Source organism: Mesorhizobium sp. C432A, assembly GCF_030323145.1.
Taxonomy (GTDB): Bacteria; Pseudomonadota; Alphaproteobacteria; order Rhizobiales; family Rhizobiaceae; genus Mesorhizobium.
The window spans coordinates 3,616,693-3,631,902 of sequence record NZ_CP100470.1; the positions used below are offsets into that span (position 1 = coordinate 3,616,693).

At 63.7% G+C, this 15,210-nt stretch carries 11 protein-coding genes and 1 pseudogene; 11 read left to right on the forward strand and 1 reads right to left on the reverse strand.

Going from position 1 to position 15,210, the window contains the following annotated elements; translation table 11 throughout:
* Positions 1-229 precede the first annotated feature (229 nt).
* From NLY33_RS17440 to apnL, 6 genes and pseudogenes are all read left to right on the forward strand, one after another.
* Positions 230-1,171, forward strand: coding sequence for a D-ribose ABC transporter substrate-binding protein (locus NLY33_RS17440; protein WP_023691074.1), 942 nt, complete (start codon positions 230-232; stop codon positions 1,169-1,171).
* Positions 1,172-1,262: 91 nt separating this feature from the next.
* Positions 1,263-1,906 (forward strand): annotated as a pseudogene (locus NLY33_RS17445) (DUF2291 family protein).
* Positions 1,903-3,450, forward strand: coding sequence for a sugar ABC transporter ATP-binding protein (locus NLY33_RS17450; RefSeq protein WP_023706028.1), 1,548 nt, complete (start codon positions 1,903-1,905; stop codon positions 3,448-3,450). Before NLY33_RS17445 ends, NLY33_RS17450 begins: the two are co-directional and overlap by 4 nt.
* Positions 3,447-4,511, forward strand: a complete 1,065-nt coding sequence (locus tag NLY33_RS17455) for an ABC transporter permease (RefSeq protein WP_023706027.1) — start codon at positions 3,447-3,449, stop codon at positions 4,509-4,511. Before NLY33_RS17450 ends, NLY33_RS17455 begins: the two co-directional genes overlap by 4 nt.
* 2 nt (positions 4,512-4,513) lie before the next feature.
* Positions 4,514-5,548, forward strand: coding sequence for a Gfo/Idh/MocA family protein (locus tag NLY33_RS17460; protein ID WP_023672609.1), 1,035 nt, complete (start codon positions 4,514-4,516; stop codon positions 5,546-5,548).
* Entirely contained in the window at positions 5,545-7,383 is a 1,839-nt protein-coding gene (gene apnL, locus NLY33_RS17465) for a D-apionate lactonase (protein WP_023672608.1), read from the forward strand. The genes NLY33_RS17460 and apnL overlap by 4 nt, the downstream gene beginning before the upstream one ends.
* Positions 7,384-7,385: 2 nt before the next feature.
* Here the strand turns inward: apnL and NLY33_RS17470 are convergent, their stop codons facing one another.
* The gene (locus tag NLY33_RS17470; protein ID WP_023672607.1) at positions 7,386-8,099 is read right to left on the reverse strand and encodes a transcriptional regulator NanR; all 714 of its coding nucleotides are present in this window, start codon (positions 8,097-8,099) and stop codon (positions 7,386-7,388) included.
* Positions 8,100-8,286: 187 nt separating this feature from the next.
* Between NLY33_RS17470 and oiaX the strand changes: the two genes are divergently transcribed.
* From oiaX to NLY33_RS17495, 5 genes are all read left to right on the forward strand, one after another.
* Positions 8,287-9,537, forward strand: a complete 1,251-nt coding sequence (oiaX, locus tag NLY33_RS17475; protein WP_023706025.1) for a 3-oxo-isoapionate-4-phosphate decarboxylase OiaX — start codon at positions 8,287-8,289, stop codon at positions 9,535-9,537.
* Positions 9,538-9,541: 4 nt separating this feature from the next.
* Positions 9,542-10,876 carry a four-carbon acid sugar kinase family protein gene (locus NLY33_RS17480; protein WP_023706024.1) on the forward strand — a complete coding sequence of 445 codons (1,335 nt, stop codon included), beginning with the start codon at positions 9,542-9,544 and terminating at the stop codon, positions 10,874-10,876.
* 235 nt (positions 10,877-11,111) lie between these two features.
* Positions 11,112-12,629 carry an FGGY-family carbohydrate kinase gene (locus NLY33_RS17485; protein WP_023706023.1) on the forward strand — a complete coding sequence of 506 codons (1,518 nt, stop codon included), beginning with the start codon at positions 11,112-11,114 and terminating at the stop codon, positions 12,627-12,629.
* Entirely contained in the window at positions 12,626-13,402 is a 777-nt protein-coding gene (locus NLY33_RS17490; protein ID WP_031194761.1) for a DeoR/GlpR family DNA-binding transcription regulator, read from the forward strand. The genes NLY33_RS17485 and NLY33_RS17490 overlap by 4 nt, the downstream gene beginning before the upstream one ends.
* Positions 13,399-15,111: a glycerol-3-phosphate dehydrogenase/oxidase gene (locus tag NLY33_RS17495; protein ID WP_023706022.1), complete on the forward strand. Its 1,713-nt coding sequence runs from the start codon at positions 13,399-13,401 to the stop codon at positions 15,109-15,111. Before NLY33_RS17490 ends, NLY33_RS17495 begins: the two co-directional genes overlap by 4 nt.
* Positions 15,112-15,210 lie beyond the last annotated feature (99 nt).

Genomic DNA, 15,210 nt, shown 5'->3' on the forward strand with positions numbered 1-15,210 from the left:
CAATTAGTGATTGACTCATCATACCAGTTGGCTTAGCTGTTGATGGCTTGGGCAAGGATTCGCGAGAAGTACGAAGCCTGGGCGAGTGGAGGGACGGCGGGGGAGCAGCGATCGTTTGGGAAGCCGGCACCGGCATTCAGCCTGAACGGATTGGCGGCCCGCGTTGCGCGACGAATTCGAGTGCAGAGGCCTTGATTGATCAAGGCAATTTTTCAAACGGGAGGACATCATGAAACTCACACGCAGAATGACACTTGCGGCTTTTGCCGGCATGCTGGCGCTTGGCACGGCGGCGCCCGCCTATGCGGCCGACCTCATTGCCATCATCACGCCCTCGCACGACAACCCGTTCTTCAAGGCGGAAGCCGTCGGCGCCGAAGCCAAGGCCAAGGAACTCGGCTACGAAGCGCTGGTGCTCGTCCATGACGACGATGCCAACAAGCAGTCCGAATTGATCGACACCGCGATCGGTCGCGGCGCCAAGGCGATCATCCTCGACAATGCCGGCGCCGACGCCACCGTCGCTGCCGTGCAGAAGGCCAAGGACGCGGGCGTGCCGTCGTTCCTGATCGATCGCGAGATCAACGCCACCGGCGTCGCCGTGGCTCAGATCGTCTCCAACAACTACCAGGGCGCCCAGCTCGGCGCGCAGGAGTTCGTCAAGCTGATGGGCGAGAAGGGCAATTTCGTCGAGCTGGTCGGCAAGGAATCCGATACCAATGCCGGCATTCGCTCGAAGGGCTATCATGACGTCATCGACGATTATCCGGATCTGAAGATGGTCGCCCAGCAATCGGCAAACTGGAGCCAGACGGAAGCCTATTCCAAGATGGAATCGATCCTGCAGGCCAACCCGGATATCAAGGGCGTCATCTCCGGCAACGACACGATGGCGATGGGCGCGTATGCGGCGCTGGTCGCGGCAAACCGCAAGGACGTCATCGTCGTCGGCTTCGACGGATCCAACGACGTGCGCGACTCCATCACCGCGGGCGGCATCAAGGCGACCGTGCTGCAGCCGGCCTATGCGCAGGCGCAGATGGCGGTCGAGCAGGCCAACGACTTCATCAAGAACAAGAAGTCGCCGGCCAAGGAAAAGCAGCTGATGGACTGCGTCCTGGTCAATGGTGACAATGCTGCCAAGCTGGAAACGTTTGCGCTGACCAACTGAGCCGGCGTGACATGAACAGCGAGGGGCGACCCAAGGGTCGTCCCTCGTCGGCATTTTCCGTGGGTATTGATCACATGCTCAACAAGCCATCATGCTGAACAACAAGCCGACCTGGCCGATCCTTGCCGTGATACTCGGCATCAGCTTGACCGCCTGCAAGATCCTCCCGACCCTTCGGGGGGCAGCGGCAATGCCGCCGTCTTCAATCCGGACAAGATGGTCGAGGAGATCTGGGCGGCGAAGGTCGTGCCTTACCTCCAGCAGAAGGCCGGGCCGTTTGCCGAGGTCCACGCTCTGGCGAAAACCGATCCTGCTTCCGCTGGCGGCAAATATGGCAATCCGAAGAAGCAGGCGAATTCGCCATGGACCTTCGCGGTTCGCGTCGAGGGCAAGATCATCGCCGCCAACACGCAGTCGCGGGCAGCGACCATGGATGTCGATGTCGACGGCGACGGCAAGGCCGATGCGCGGGTCCAGATCGGACCGGCGATGCGCGGAACCGCGCTGCGCGACAGTCTCGATTTCATCCAGTTCAACGATTTTACCAACCAGATCGACTTCGCCCAGTTCGGCAAGGCGTTCAACGCCTATGCCGTCAAGGCCGTGCTTGCCAAACTGCCGCGTGACGCGCTGGAAGGCCGGACCGCCAAGGTCCTCGGCGCCTATACGCTCGAAAACGGCCAGGACCTGCCGCTGGTGACGCCGGCGGAGGCAGAAATCGGGCCGAAGCCATGAGCGCCGCGGTTGCTCACGATGTCGTCTTGAAGCTGGAAGACGTCTCGAAGGTCTATTCCGGCACCGTCGCGGTCAAGCGCGCGAATTTCGAGGTGCGCAAGGGCGCCGTCAATGTGCTGGTCGGCGAAAACGGCGCCGGCAAATCGACGCTGATGAAGATCATCGCCGGCGTCGAACAGCCGACGCTCGGCCGGATCCTCCTGGAAGGGGAGGAGGTCTCCTTCTCGTCATCGGGCGACGCGGTGAACCGCGGCATCGGCATGGTGTTCCAGGAGCTGAACCTGTTTGGCAATATGACCGTCGCCGAGAACATCTTCGCCACGCGCGAGATCACCAACCGGTTTCGCAAGATCGACCGCAAGGAGCAGGAGCGCCGTGCGGCCCAATTTCTCGAACGCCTGCAGGCCGGGATCCGACCGGACATGCTGGTCGAGGATCTGCGCATCGGCCAGCAGCAGCTGGTCGAGATCGCCAAGGCGGTTTCGCTCGATGCACGCATCCTGATCATGGACGAGCCGACCTCGGCGCTGAGTGCGGCGGAAGTCGAGATCCTGTTCAAGGTGATCGCCGACCTCAAGGCGCGCGGCGTGGCCATCGTCTACATCTCGCACCGGCTGGAAGAACTGATCCGCATCGGCGACTACATCACCGTGCTGCGCGATGGGCACATCACCGGCCAGGAGGAGATGAAAAACGTCGACACGCGGTGGATCGTGCGGCAGATGATCGGTTCCGACGCCAAGGATTTCGCCAAGGCCGACGGCCATGTTCCCGGCGAAGAGATATTCCGCGCCGAGGACATCTGCCTGCCGCGGGCTACCGGGGGGCTGGCGGTCGATCACGTCTCGCTGTCGCTGCGCGCCGGCGAGATACTCGGCATATACGGCCTGATGGGCGCCGGGCGAAGCGAGCTGTTCGACTGCATCATGGGCCGCCATGGCCAGGCGACCGGCGCGATCTTCATCGCCGGCAAAAAGGTCAAGGAGCGCGACACGACGCGGCGTATCCGGCGCGGGCTGGCGCTGATCCCCGAAGACCGCCAACGCGAAGGGCTGGTGTCGATCCTCTCCGTCGCCAGCAATCTGACGCTGGCCAGCCTGTCGCGCTTTGTCCGCCTGTTCCACATCCGCGGCGGCCACGAGAAGCAGGCGGTGATGCAGATGGTGCGGGAACTGGCGATCAAGGTCGCCCACCCGGCGCAGGAGGTGTCGTCGCTGTCGGGCGGCAACCAGCAAAAGGTGGTGATCGGCAAGGCGCTGCTCACCGGGCCGAAGGTGCTGCTGATGGATGAGCCCAGCCGCGGCATCGATGTCGGCGCCAAGGCCGACGTCTTCCGCACCATGCGCAAACTGTCGCGCGACGGGTTGGGCATTCTGTTCGCCACCTCGGATCTCGATGAGGTGATGGCGCTGGCCGACCGCATCGCGGTGATGAGCAATGGAAAACTGACCGGCATGTTCGATCGCGCCGAGGCGACGGAGGCAGCCCTTGTCGCCGCCTCGGCACTTGGCCACGGACCGGCCCCGCACACGGAGAACCCATGACTGACATCCCGGCCAAGGCGGCTGTCTCCTCCGTTTCGAGCGGCTCGCTGCTGCTGACGCTGATGAAGGCGAGGACCTTCATCGCGCTGATCGCCGTCTTGATCTTCTTCTCGATCGCGGCGCCGAATTTCCTGTCGACAGCCAATCTGATCCTGATGTCGAAACATGTGGCGCTGAACGCCTTCCTCGCCATGGGCATGACCTTCGTCATCATCACCGGCGGCATCGATCTCTCAGTCGGCTCGATCGTCGGCCTGTGCGGCATGGTCGCCGGCTACCTCGTGCTCAACGGCATCGACCTGCAATTCGGCTACACCGTCCATTGCAACGTCGTCGAGATCGCGCTGATCACGCTGGCGGTCGGCATATTGATCGGCGCCGTCAACGGACTGCTGATCACCAGGCTGAACGTCGCGCCGTTCATCGCCACGCTCGGCGTGCTCTATGTCGCGCGCGGCCTGGCGTTGCTGTCGTCGGACGGCCGCACCTTCCCCAACCTCGTCGGCAAGCCGGAGCTTGGCACCACCGGGTTTGGTTTCCTCGGCGCCGGGCGGCTGCTCGGCCTGCCGGTGGCGATCTGGATACTGATCGTCGTTGCGCTGGCGGCGGCCTACCTCGCCAAATACACCCCGCTCGGCCGCCACATCTTCGCCGTCGGCGGCAATGAACGGGCGTCGCGAATTTCGGGCGTTCGTGTCAACATGGTGAAAATGTTCGTCTACATGTTCTCCGGCTTCTGCGCGGCGATCGTCGGCCTGATCATCTCGTCCGAACTGATGGCCTCGCACCCGGCAACAGGCGAAAGTTTCGAGCTCAACGCCATTGCGGCGGCGGTGCTCGGCGGCACCTCGATGTCGGGTGGGCGCGGCACGATCGGCGGCACCATTGTCGGCGCCTTCGTCATCGGCATTCTTTCGGACGGGTTGGTGATGATGGGCGTGAGTTCCTTCTGGCAGATGGTGATCAAGGGCCTCGTCATCATCGTCGCCGTCGTCGTCGACCAAGCGCAGCGCCGGCTGCAGAGCCGGGTGACGCTGATGCAGATGGCAAAGGCAGGCTGAGCATGGCGGAGTTGCGGGGAGGGCTCATCGGCTGCGGCTTCTTTGCCATCAACCAGATGCATGCCTGGCGCGACATTGAAGGCGCCGCGATGGTCGCCATTTGCGACCGCGACCCGGAGCGGCTGCGCATCATCGGCGACCAGTTCGGCATTGCGAAGCGCTACACCGACGCGGCAGAGATGTTTGCAAGCGAAAGCCTCGACTTCGTCGATATCGCCACCACCGTTCCCAGCCATCGTCCGCTGGTCGAGATGGCGGCGCTGCACCGTGTGCCGGTGATTTGCCAAAAGCCGTTCGCGCCGACGCTTGCCGACGCCAAGGCGATGGTGAGGGCCTGCGTGGAAGCCGGCGTACCGCTGATGGTGCATGAGAATTTTCGCTGGCAGTCGGCGATCCAGGCGGTGCGTGCCGTGCTCGACAGCGGCGAGATCGGCACGCCGTTCTTCGGGCGCATCTCCTTCCGCTCTGCCTATGACGTGTTTTCCGGCCAGCCCTATCTCGCCGAGGGAAAGCGCTTCATCATCGAGGACCTCGGTATCCACAGTCTCGACATCGCCCGTTTTCTACTGGGCGACGTGTCGACGATCACGACGCGAACCGCGCGCATCAACCCCGGCATCGCGGGCGAAGATGTCGCGACGATGCTGATGGACCACAAGAGCGGGGCGACGTCAGTGGTCGACTGTAGCTACGCGACGAAGCTCGCCACCGAACCGTTTCCCGAAACGCTGATCGAGATCGACGGCAGCGACGGCACGATCCGCTTGGCGCAGGGATATCGGCTCACCGTCACCGGCAGGAGCGGCACGAAGATCACCGACGTTTCGCCGCCCGTACTCGCCTGGGCATCGCGCCCATGGCACAACATCCAGGAGAGCGTCGTCGCCATCCAGCAGCACTGGGTCGACTGCCTGGCAAAGGGAACCGAGCCGGCGACCTCGGGCGCCGACAATCTCAAGACATTCGCGCTGGTCGAGGCGGCCTATCTGGGCGCCGCGAGCCACGAACTTGTCCACCTGGATGGCTTGCTGACATGACAGCCGACGCCTTCCTCCTATACGGCACACGCGTGGTCGAGGCCGAGCCGGTTAGGCTGAGTGCGGGCTTGCTCAGCGCCGACTTTGTCAACGGCAGCCTGCGCACCATGCGTTACGGCGGCATCGAAGTGCTGCGCGCCATCGCCTACATCGTGCGCGACCGCGACTGGGGCACCTATGAACCGGCGCTGACGGACCTTGCCGTCGATCAGGACGCCGACAGCTTCTCCGTCAGCTACTCCGCAACTTGCTTAGCGCCGGGCGGAAGCCGGCTCGACTTTCGCGCTACGATCAAGGGCTCCGCCAACGGTAACCTGGTGTTCGACGTCTGCGCGGTCCCTGAAAGCGATTTCGAGACCAACCGCTGCGGTTTCTGCATCCTGCATCCGATCGCCGGCCTCGCCGGCAGTGCGGTGACGGTCGAGCATACCGACGGCAGCGTGGTGGCGACGAAACTGCCGCTGTTGATCGATCCCTGGCAGCCTTTCAAGGATTTGCGCGCGATCACCCATGAGGTCCGGCCGGGCATCACTGCCGAATGCCGGATGGAGGGCGACACTTTCGAGATGGAGGACCAGCGCAACTGGTCGGACGCGTCCTACAAGACCTATGTGCGGCCACTGGCGCTGCCTTGGCCCTATGTGCTGCCGGCCGGCCAAACTGTAAGCCAGACGGTCAGGCTTCGCATCACCGGCGAGGGGGGAATGCCGGCCGCAGCATCTGCCGCCGAACCGGTCAGCGTCGAACTCGGCGAGACCGGGCAGAGGCTGCCGGATCTCGGCGTGATCATCTACCCGGATGAGGTCGAAGCAGCGCTCGCAAATCTTTCGACATTGACCGAGCTCGGCCCGCAGCAACTTGTCTTCCACTACGATCCGACGCGCGGCCACGGTCTCGAAGCATTGCAGTCTTATGCAAGGCTCACCGCCGCCTATCCGGTGCAGACGACGCTGGAATGCGTCGTTGCCTGCGCGGGCGACCTCGATGCCGAGCTGTCAGGCGTTGCCGACATTGTGCGTCAAGCCGGGTTGAAGCTTTCGGCCATTGCCGTCTCGCCTTCGGTTGACCGGCAGTCGACACCGCCGGGCAGTGCGTGGCCGGACTGTCCGCCGCTCGAAGACGTCTATGACGCGGCGCGGCGCGCCTTTCCCGATATCCGGCTTGGTGGCGGCATGTTCAGCTATTTCACCGAGCTCAACCGCAAGCGCGTGCCGGGGGGCCTGCTCGATTTCGTCACCCACTGCACGTGCCCGATCGTGCACGCTGCCGACGATCTCAGCGTCATGCAGTCGCTGGAGGCGCTGCCCTTCATCACCGCGTCGACGCGGGCGATCTTCGGGGCAAAGCCCTACCGCATCGGTCCGTCGACGCTCGCCATGCGCCAGAACCCCTATGGCGGCGCGACCAAGGGCAATCCCGGGGGACAGCGCATCGCCATGGCCGATCGCGACCCTCGTCATGCCGGCCTGTTCGCTGCCGCATGGACGATCGGCTATGCCGCGCGTGTCGCGCCGGCCGGGCTGGAACTGCTCACGCTGTCCGGCTTCGCCGGGCCCTTCGGCGTGCTCGCAGCATCCGGCGAACCCGTCGCGGAAGGATCGCCTCGGCCGATCTTCGATGCCATCAAGGGGCTTTGCGAACTGGCCGGCCTTACGTATGTGGCGACGAAAACGAGCGACGAGACCAAGGTGCTGGCGCTGGCCGGCCGCTCCGCTTCGGGCAAGACCGTGGCGTGGCTGGCGAACCTGACGGCGGACGACGTGACGGTCGACATCTCAGCGCTTGGCCGAGGCCAACTGGTGATGACCCCTTACGCGATCACGCGGATCGGCTGAAATCAGTTGCCGGAGTTCATCACATAAAGCGCGCGCGAGCGCTCGAGGTGCTTGATCATCGCCTTCTCGGCGCCGTCGGCATCCTTCTTCTCGATGCGGCCGATGATCTCTTCATGCTCGGTCAGCGTGAACTGTTCCTTGCCGGTCCAGATCAGCATTTCGGTGTGATATTCCTTCAGCCAACCGAGCATCGCCTCGCTGACGGCGATATAGATCGGGTTGCCTGAAATGGCCGCGATCTGGGTGTGAAACTTCATGTCGGCTGAAATGAAAGCCTCGGAATCGCCGCGAAAGCCACGCTGTTCGGCAATTGTGGCCCGCAGCTGCTCAACGTCCTCGGCAGTGGCATTTTCGGCGGCTTCCCTGACCATGCCGCGCTCGAAGAAGATGCGCGCCGTTTTCAGGTGCTCCAGCGTGTCCTTCGACGACGACAGGATGATCTTGGCTGCGCCGTCGACCTGCTTGATGATCGACTTGGCGGTCAGCTGCAGCACCTTGGCGCGTTCCCCATGCGAGATCGCGACGAGGCCCATATTGCTCAGCGCCTGCATCGCCTCGCGGATCGCGGGACGGCCGACCTCGAAGCGCTCCATCAACTCGCGCTCCGACGGCATGTCGTCGCCCGGCGTCAATTCTCCGCTGGTGATCAGGCGCTTCAGCCGCAAAAACACTTCGTCGGAAAGTTTGCGCCGGACGATCGGCTCCGAACGGTTCATCGTCGCGAATCACTCCCTTGACCTGTGTCTATCTAGCACTGCCGCAGCTGTTCCCGGAATGGCTGTCGCCCCGATCGCCCATAGCCGCCAGACAGGATATTGCTTGCAAAGCTTATGTACTCATTATACCAGATTCCGACGATCAAGGAACTCTTTTCGAACCCCCTGCGGCCTCAGACAACGAACCATGATCACGCTCACCTACCGCATCGAGACATCAGGCAGCATCGAGACGCTGGCAGCCAAGATCGCCAGCGACCAGTCGACTGGAACCTTCGTCGCGCTGCCCGGCGAGACCGAGGAACTGAAAGCCCGGGTGGCCGCGCGTGTCCTGGCCATTCGGCACCTGCCGGACGCACTTCGCCCCTCCATTCCCGAGGCCGGCAACGGGCCGTTCAAGCGCGCGGATGTCGACATCGCCTTTCCATTCGATGCCATCGGCCACGACCTGTCGGCTCTGATGACCATTGGCATCGGCGGCGCCTATTCGATCAAGGGCCTAACCGGCATTCGCGTTGTCGACATGAAGCTGCCGGAGCAATTCCGCGGCGCGCATCCAGGTCCGCAATTCGGCGTCGCCGGCAGCCGCAGGCTGACAGGTGTCACGGATCGGCCGATCATCGGCACCATCGTCAAGCCGGCGCTGGGGCTGCGGCCCCCCGAGACCGCCGCGATGGTGGGCGAGCTGATCGCCGCCGGTGTCGATTTCATCAAGGACGACGAGAAGCTGATGAGCCCAGCCTATTCGCCGCTGGCGGAGCGGGTAAAGGCAATCATGCCGCTGATCCTCGACCACGAGCAGAGGACCGGCAAGAAGGTGATGTATGCCTTCGGCATCTCGCATGCCGACCCGGACGAGATGATGCGCAACCACGATCTGGTGGCCAAGGCGGGCGGCAATTGCGCGGTGGTCAACATCAATTCGATAGGCTTCGGTGGCATGGCGTTTCTTAGAAAACGCTCCAGCCTGGTGCTGCATGCCCATCGCAACGGCTGGGACATTCTTACTCGCCATCCCGGCCTCGGCATGGACTTCAAGGTCTGGCAACAGTTCTGGCGGCTGCTCGGCGTCGACCAGTTCCAGATCAACGGCATCCAATCGAAATACTGGGAGCCGGACGCGTCTTTCGTCGAGTCCTTCAAGGCGGTGACGACGCCGATTTTTGCGCCTGAGGATTGCGCCTTGCCTGTGGCGGGCTCCGGCCAATGGGGCGGGCAAGCGCCCGAGACCTATGAACGGACCGGCCGCACGGTCGATCTGCTCTATCTGTGCGGCGGCGGCATCGTCAGCCATCCGGATGGACCGGGCGCCGGGGTGCGTGCCGTGCAGCAAGCCTGGCAGGCGGCGGTCGACGGCATTCCGCTGGCGGATTTCGCCTTGAGCCATCCGGAGCTGGCGCGGTCGATCGAAAAATTCGGCGACGGCAAAGCGGCCTGAAGCAATGCAAGACCTGCTTCTCAGCTATTATGGCGACGACCTCACCGGCTCGACCGACGTCATGGAAGCGCTCGAACTCGGCGGCGTCCCGACCGTGCTGTTCATGCGCCAGCCGGACGCGGCCATGGTTGAGCAGTTCAGCCATTGCCGCGCCATTGGCCTGGCCGGCACCAGCCGCAGCGAGACGCCGCAATGGATGGACACGCATCTGAGCGATGCCTTCGCTTGGCTGAAGACGCTGAATGCCGCGATCTGTCACTACAAGGTCTGCTCGACCTTCGATTCCAGCCCGGCGATCGGCAGCATCGGCCGGGCGATCGAGATCGGCCGCTCGGTCTTCGCGCAGGACAGCGTGCCGCTGCTGGTCGGGGCGCCGCAACTCAAGCGTTACACTGCCTTCGGTCATCTATTCGCGGCCTATCGTGAAAAGTATTTCCGCATCGACCGCCATCCGGTGATGAGCCGCCACCCGACGACGCCGATGGATGAATCCGACCTGCTGATCCATCTGTCGCGGCAGACGGAGCTCACGTCGGGGCTGGTCGATCTCGCGACGTTGCAGTCGGCGTCGCGCTCGGAAGCCTTCGACCGCTTGCTCGCTGAGGGCACCGACATCGTACTTGTCGATGTCGACAGCCTCGAGACGCAGGCGCTTGCCGGCAAGGAGATATGGCGCGCCCGCAAGCCGGGCGGTTCGTTCGTCGTCGGCTCGTCGGGGATCGAATATGCGCTGCTGGCCGAATGGGTGTCGAACGGGACAGTCAGAGCTGAACCAGAATTTTCGCCGCCGGGTGCCGCCGACCGGATCGCGGTCGTCTCGGGCAGTTGTTCGTCGACGACCGAACGACAGATCCGTCACGCTTTGACTGACGGCTTCGACGGCATCGAGGTCGATCCCGTCGAACTGGTCTCCGAAGCTTCCGGAGATGCGATCGCACGCGCAGCAGCAGCCGGTCGCGCCAGCCTGGAAGGCGGACGCAGCGTCGTTCTCTACACGGCCCTTGGACCCGCGGCCGACAGGGGGGACGACATCGACCGCCAGGAAGGCGCCCGCCACAAGCTCGGGCGGGGCCTCGGCGAACTGCTTCGCGCGCTGACCATCGAGCAGAAGTTGCAGCGCGTGGTCGTTGCCGGCGGCGATACGTCGAGCCACGCGCTCGGCCAGATGGGTGTCGATGCGCTGACCGTGCGGATGCCGTTGCCGGCGTCGCCGGGCTCGCCGCTTTGCGTCGCTCACTCGCGCGTCAAGGCGATCGATGGGCTGGAGGTGGCACTCAAGGGCGGGCAGGTTGGAACCGACCGCTATTTCAGCGCCATCCGTGACGGCCTTAGCAGCTGATTACGCGTCGCCTGGCAACGGCGAGATCCATTCATGCCCTCTAACGGCGCCGTAGCGGTTTTTGTCGCGCATGTTGACGTTAAATTCACATAAAGATATGGGTGTTTTGTCGGGGCAAGGTACTTTTGCCATTTATCCGCCTTGCTCAATCGGGGTTGTCGCCATGTGTTTCGCCCTTGCATCAGACTGCAGGATCGCCCTGTAGCAATCGCCAATGCTGAAAGAGGCGGTGATCATGCCCAGCCTGCTCGGAATCGATAACGGCCTCACGGTCACCAAGGCGGTCATCTTCGATGGCGACGGCACGCAATTGTCCGTGGCGCGTCGCCGGGTGGCGCAATCGATGCTCCACGCGCGCTGGGTGGAGCGCGACATGGCAGGCCTGTGGCAAGCAACCGCCGACGCCATCAAGGAGGCGATCGCGCTCTCCGGCAGGCCGGCGGAAGACATCAAGGCGGTGGCGGCGACCGCGCATGGCGATGGTCTCTATCTGCTCGATCATGATCGTCAGCCTTTGGGACCAGGCATCCTGTCGCTCGACAGCCGCGCCGGCGACATTGTCGACAGGTGGTCCGCCGGTACCGTTTTCACCGATGCGCTGGCGACGACAGGCCAGACGCCGCATGTTTCGGCGCCGTCGGCGCTGCTGGCATGGCTCAAGCAGAACGATCCTGATCGCTATGGCCGCATTGGCCATGTGCTGGCCTGCAAGGACTGGCTGCGCTTTTGCCTGAGCGGCACGATCGGCACCGACCGCACGGAGGCCAGCACCTCATTCACGGATTTTCGCACGCAAGCCTATGCGCCTGAAGCGCTGCGCATCTTCGGGTTGGAGGATCTGTTCGACGCGCTGCCGCCGGTGGCGCATTCGGCTGACATCGCCGGTCAAGTCACCGCCGATGCCGCCGAAAAGACCGGCCTTCGCAAGGGAACACCGGTCGCCTGCGGCCTGCACGACGTGGCCGCCTCGGCGCTTGGCATGGGCGGTCATGAGGACGGCGTGCTCGCCATCGTCGCCGGCACCTATTCCATCAACGAAGTCGTCTCTTCGCAACCGCGCGTCGACCGACGCTGGTTCTGCCGCAACGCCATCGATGCGGGCCGTTGGAACAACATGTCGATCTCGCCGGCCTCGACCGCGAACTACGACTGGTTTCTCGACACGTTTTGCCGCGCGGAGCAGGACAGGACGGATGGCGGTTCCATCCACGAACTGCTGGCGAGCGAGATCGACGCGGCGCTGAAGAAGCCTTCCACCGTCCTGTTTCATCCCTATCTGTTCGGCTCTCCCTATGGCGATTTGGCCAGCGGCAGCTTTGTCGGCCTGCATGGCTGGCACAATCGCGGCGACATGCTGAAGGCGGTTCTGGAAGGCATCGCCTTCAATCACCGCACCCATGTCGAAGCCTTGCGCGACGGCTTTGCTATCAGCGAGATCCGCCTGACCGGCGGCGGCTCGCGTAATCCTGCCTTCGTCCAGATGTTTGCCGACGTGCTGAACGCCCCGGTCACCGTCACCTCGACGGATGAGACCGCGGCTTTGGGTGCCGCGCTTTGCGCGGGTGCCGCGGTCGGCTTGTTCAAGACGCCGCAAGAGGGCGCCAGGCAGGTCGGCATGACGGCGCGGACGTATCAACCCGTGCCCGCTTCCAGTGCTGTGTTCAATGAGCGGTTTTCGCTCTACTGCCGCATAGCCGAGCAGCTGAAGTCGCTTTGGCCTGATATCGAAAGGCTGGCGGGGGTAAACGCATGATCAAGGCCGACGAACGACGCGAAGAGATCGCCGATTATGTGATCAAGCTCGGCCAGGTGCGCATCGATGATCTGGTCGAGCATTTCGGCGTGTCGCGCATGACCATCCACCGGCATATCGACCGGCTGGCGCAGCAGGGCGTGCTGCGCAAGCTGCACGGTGCGGTGACGGTCCAGCCTTCCGGCCTGTACGAGAGCGCTTTCCGCTACCGGGTGACCGTCAATCGAGCCGAGAAGGATGCACTGGCGCGGGCGGCACTGGATTATATCGAGGCCGGCCAGGTGGTGATGCTGGACGATTCATCGACGGCAAACGCGGTCGCGACGCTGCTGCTCGACGTCAAGCCGCTGACCGTCATTTCCAACAGCGTCTCGACGGCGGGCCAATTGATCAATGTGGACGATATCGATTTCATCTGCCTCGGCGGCCAGTATCACGGCACCTACAATGCCTATATCGGCATTGTCTGCGAGAACGCCGTGGCGCAGTTGCGCGCCAATGTGCTGATCTGTTCGGCTTCGGCCGTCACCGGAACCACTGCTTTCATCCAGGATCCGAATGTCGTGCGGGTCAAGCAGGCGATGATGACCGCCTCCGTGAAGCGCATCCTTTTGGTCGACCACGCAAAATTCGACCGGATCGCGCTGCATGTCTTCGACGATCTGACCAGTTTCGACGCCGTGCTGGTGACCGAGGGTCTGGGCGATGCGCAGGCGCAGAGCCTCGAACGGGCGGGGGTGAAGTTGCGCATCGTCAAGACGAAGGCGCCATGAACCCAGCAGATGGAGCCGGGGCGGACAATCCCGCCGGGCGTCTCGCCGCGATGGCCGGGACCGGCGAAGTCGACGTCGTCATTCTTGGCGCCGGCATCAACGGGGCTGGGCTGTTTCGCGATCTGTGCGCGCAAGGTGTCAGCTGCCTGATCGTCGAAAAGGCGGATTTCGGCTCGGGCACCAGTGCCGCGCCGTCGAGGCTCATCCACGGCGGCTTGAAATATCTCGAGACCGGCGAGTTCGGGCTGGTGGCGCAGTCGACGCTCGAACGCAATCTGCTTCTTCAAAACGCGCCGCACTATGTCAGCCCGCTGCCGACCGTCATCCCGATCTTCTCGTGGAGCAAGGGCATGCTCGCGGCGTTGCGAACGCTGTTCGGCTCGACCAGCGCGCCGCGCAGCCGCGGCGCCATGCTGATCAAGATCGGCTTGATGATCTACGATTTCTACGGTTCACGAAACCAGGTCATGCCGCGCCACCGCATGGTCGGGCGGCGGCAGGCGCTTGTTGAGATGCCGGCGCTCAATCCGGCGATCGTCGCCACCGGCACCTACTACGACGCCAAGATAAGTCACCCGGAAAGGCTGGTGCTGGAACTGATCCTCGACGGCTTGCAGGCTCACGCGGCGTCTGCCGGTGCCAACTACACGACACTGGCGGCTTCAGCCAATGGCGCGCTCACCTTCCAGCCGGAAAACGGCGCGGCCTTTTCGGTGCGGCCGAAGCTGGTGGTGAACGCCGCCGGTCCGTGGATCGACGACGTCAACGCGCTGCTTGGTGCTCCATCGAAGATGATCGGCGGCACCAAGGGCTCGCATATCCTGTTAAGGCATGACGAACTGGTCAAAAGCCTCGCCGGGCGCATGCTCTATTTCGAGGCCGATGACGGCCGCATCTGCCTGGTCTACGACTATCTCGGCCTGGCGCTGGTCGGCTCGACCGACATCAAGGCCGACAATCCGGACGCGGTCCGCTGCGAACCCGAAGAAGTCGACTATCTGCTCGACAGCGTGCGAACGCTGCTGCCGGGCATGGCGTTCGAGCGCGACCAGATCGTCTACGCCTATAGCGGCATCCGGCCGCTGCCGACGTCTGAAGCAGCGACGCCCGGACTGATCAGCCGCGATCATTCGGCGCCCGTTGCCGAGCCGGACGGCAACAGGCCCTTTGCAGTCATTTCGCTGGTCGGCGGCAAATGGACGACGTTCCGCGGCTTTGCCGAGGAAGTCACTGATACCGTACTCAAGCGCTTGCAGCGCAGCCGCAAGGTGACGACGCGAGCCATGCCGATCGGCGGCGGGAGGGATTTCCCGGCCAACGCCCCGGCCCGCGCGGACTGGCTGGCCGAGGCACAGCAGGCAACAGGCGCCGGGGAAGGGCGCCTTGATCAATTGCTGTCGCGCTACGGGACCAGAGCCGTTGAGATCGCCAGGCATGGGTCGGATGATGAGGGTCGTCTGCCGGACTCGGACGGCTACGGCAAGGCGGAAATCGACTACATCGTGCGCAACGAATTCGTCGAACATCTGGCCGATGTCGTTATGCGCCGCAGCACGTTGGCGATAGGCGGCTCGTTGACGAGCCGCGACCTGCAGGAGATTGCCGCGATCGCCGGGCGGGCGTTGGGGTGGAGCACCGAGCGCCTCGCGCGGGAGGTCGAAGCCGCTGTTGTCGAACTCGAGGGCAGGAACCTGATGCGGCTGGACTGATCGCTCCATCGCCGACACCTTAGCTTTTCCTGAGGCAATCCGATCGATTTGCCCTTGTTGCGCCGTGTGCATCAACCTTCCCATTTTGCACCCGGATTG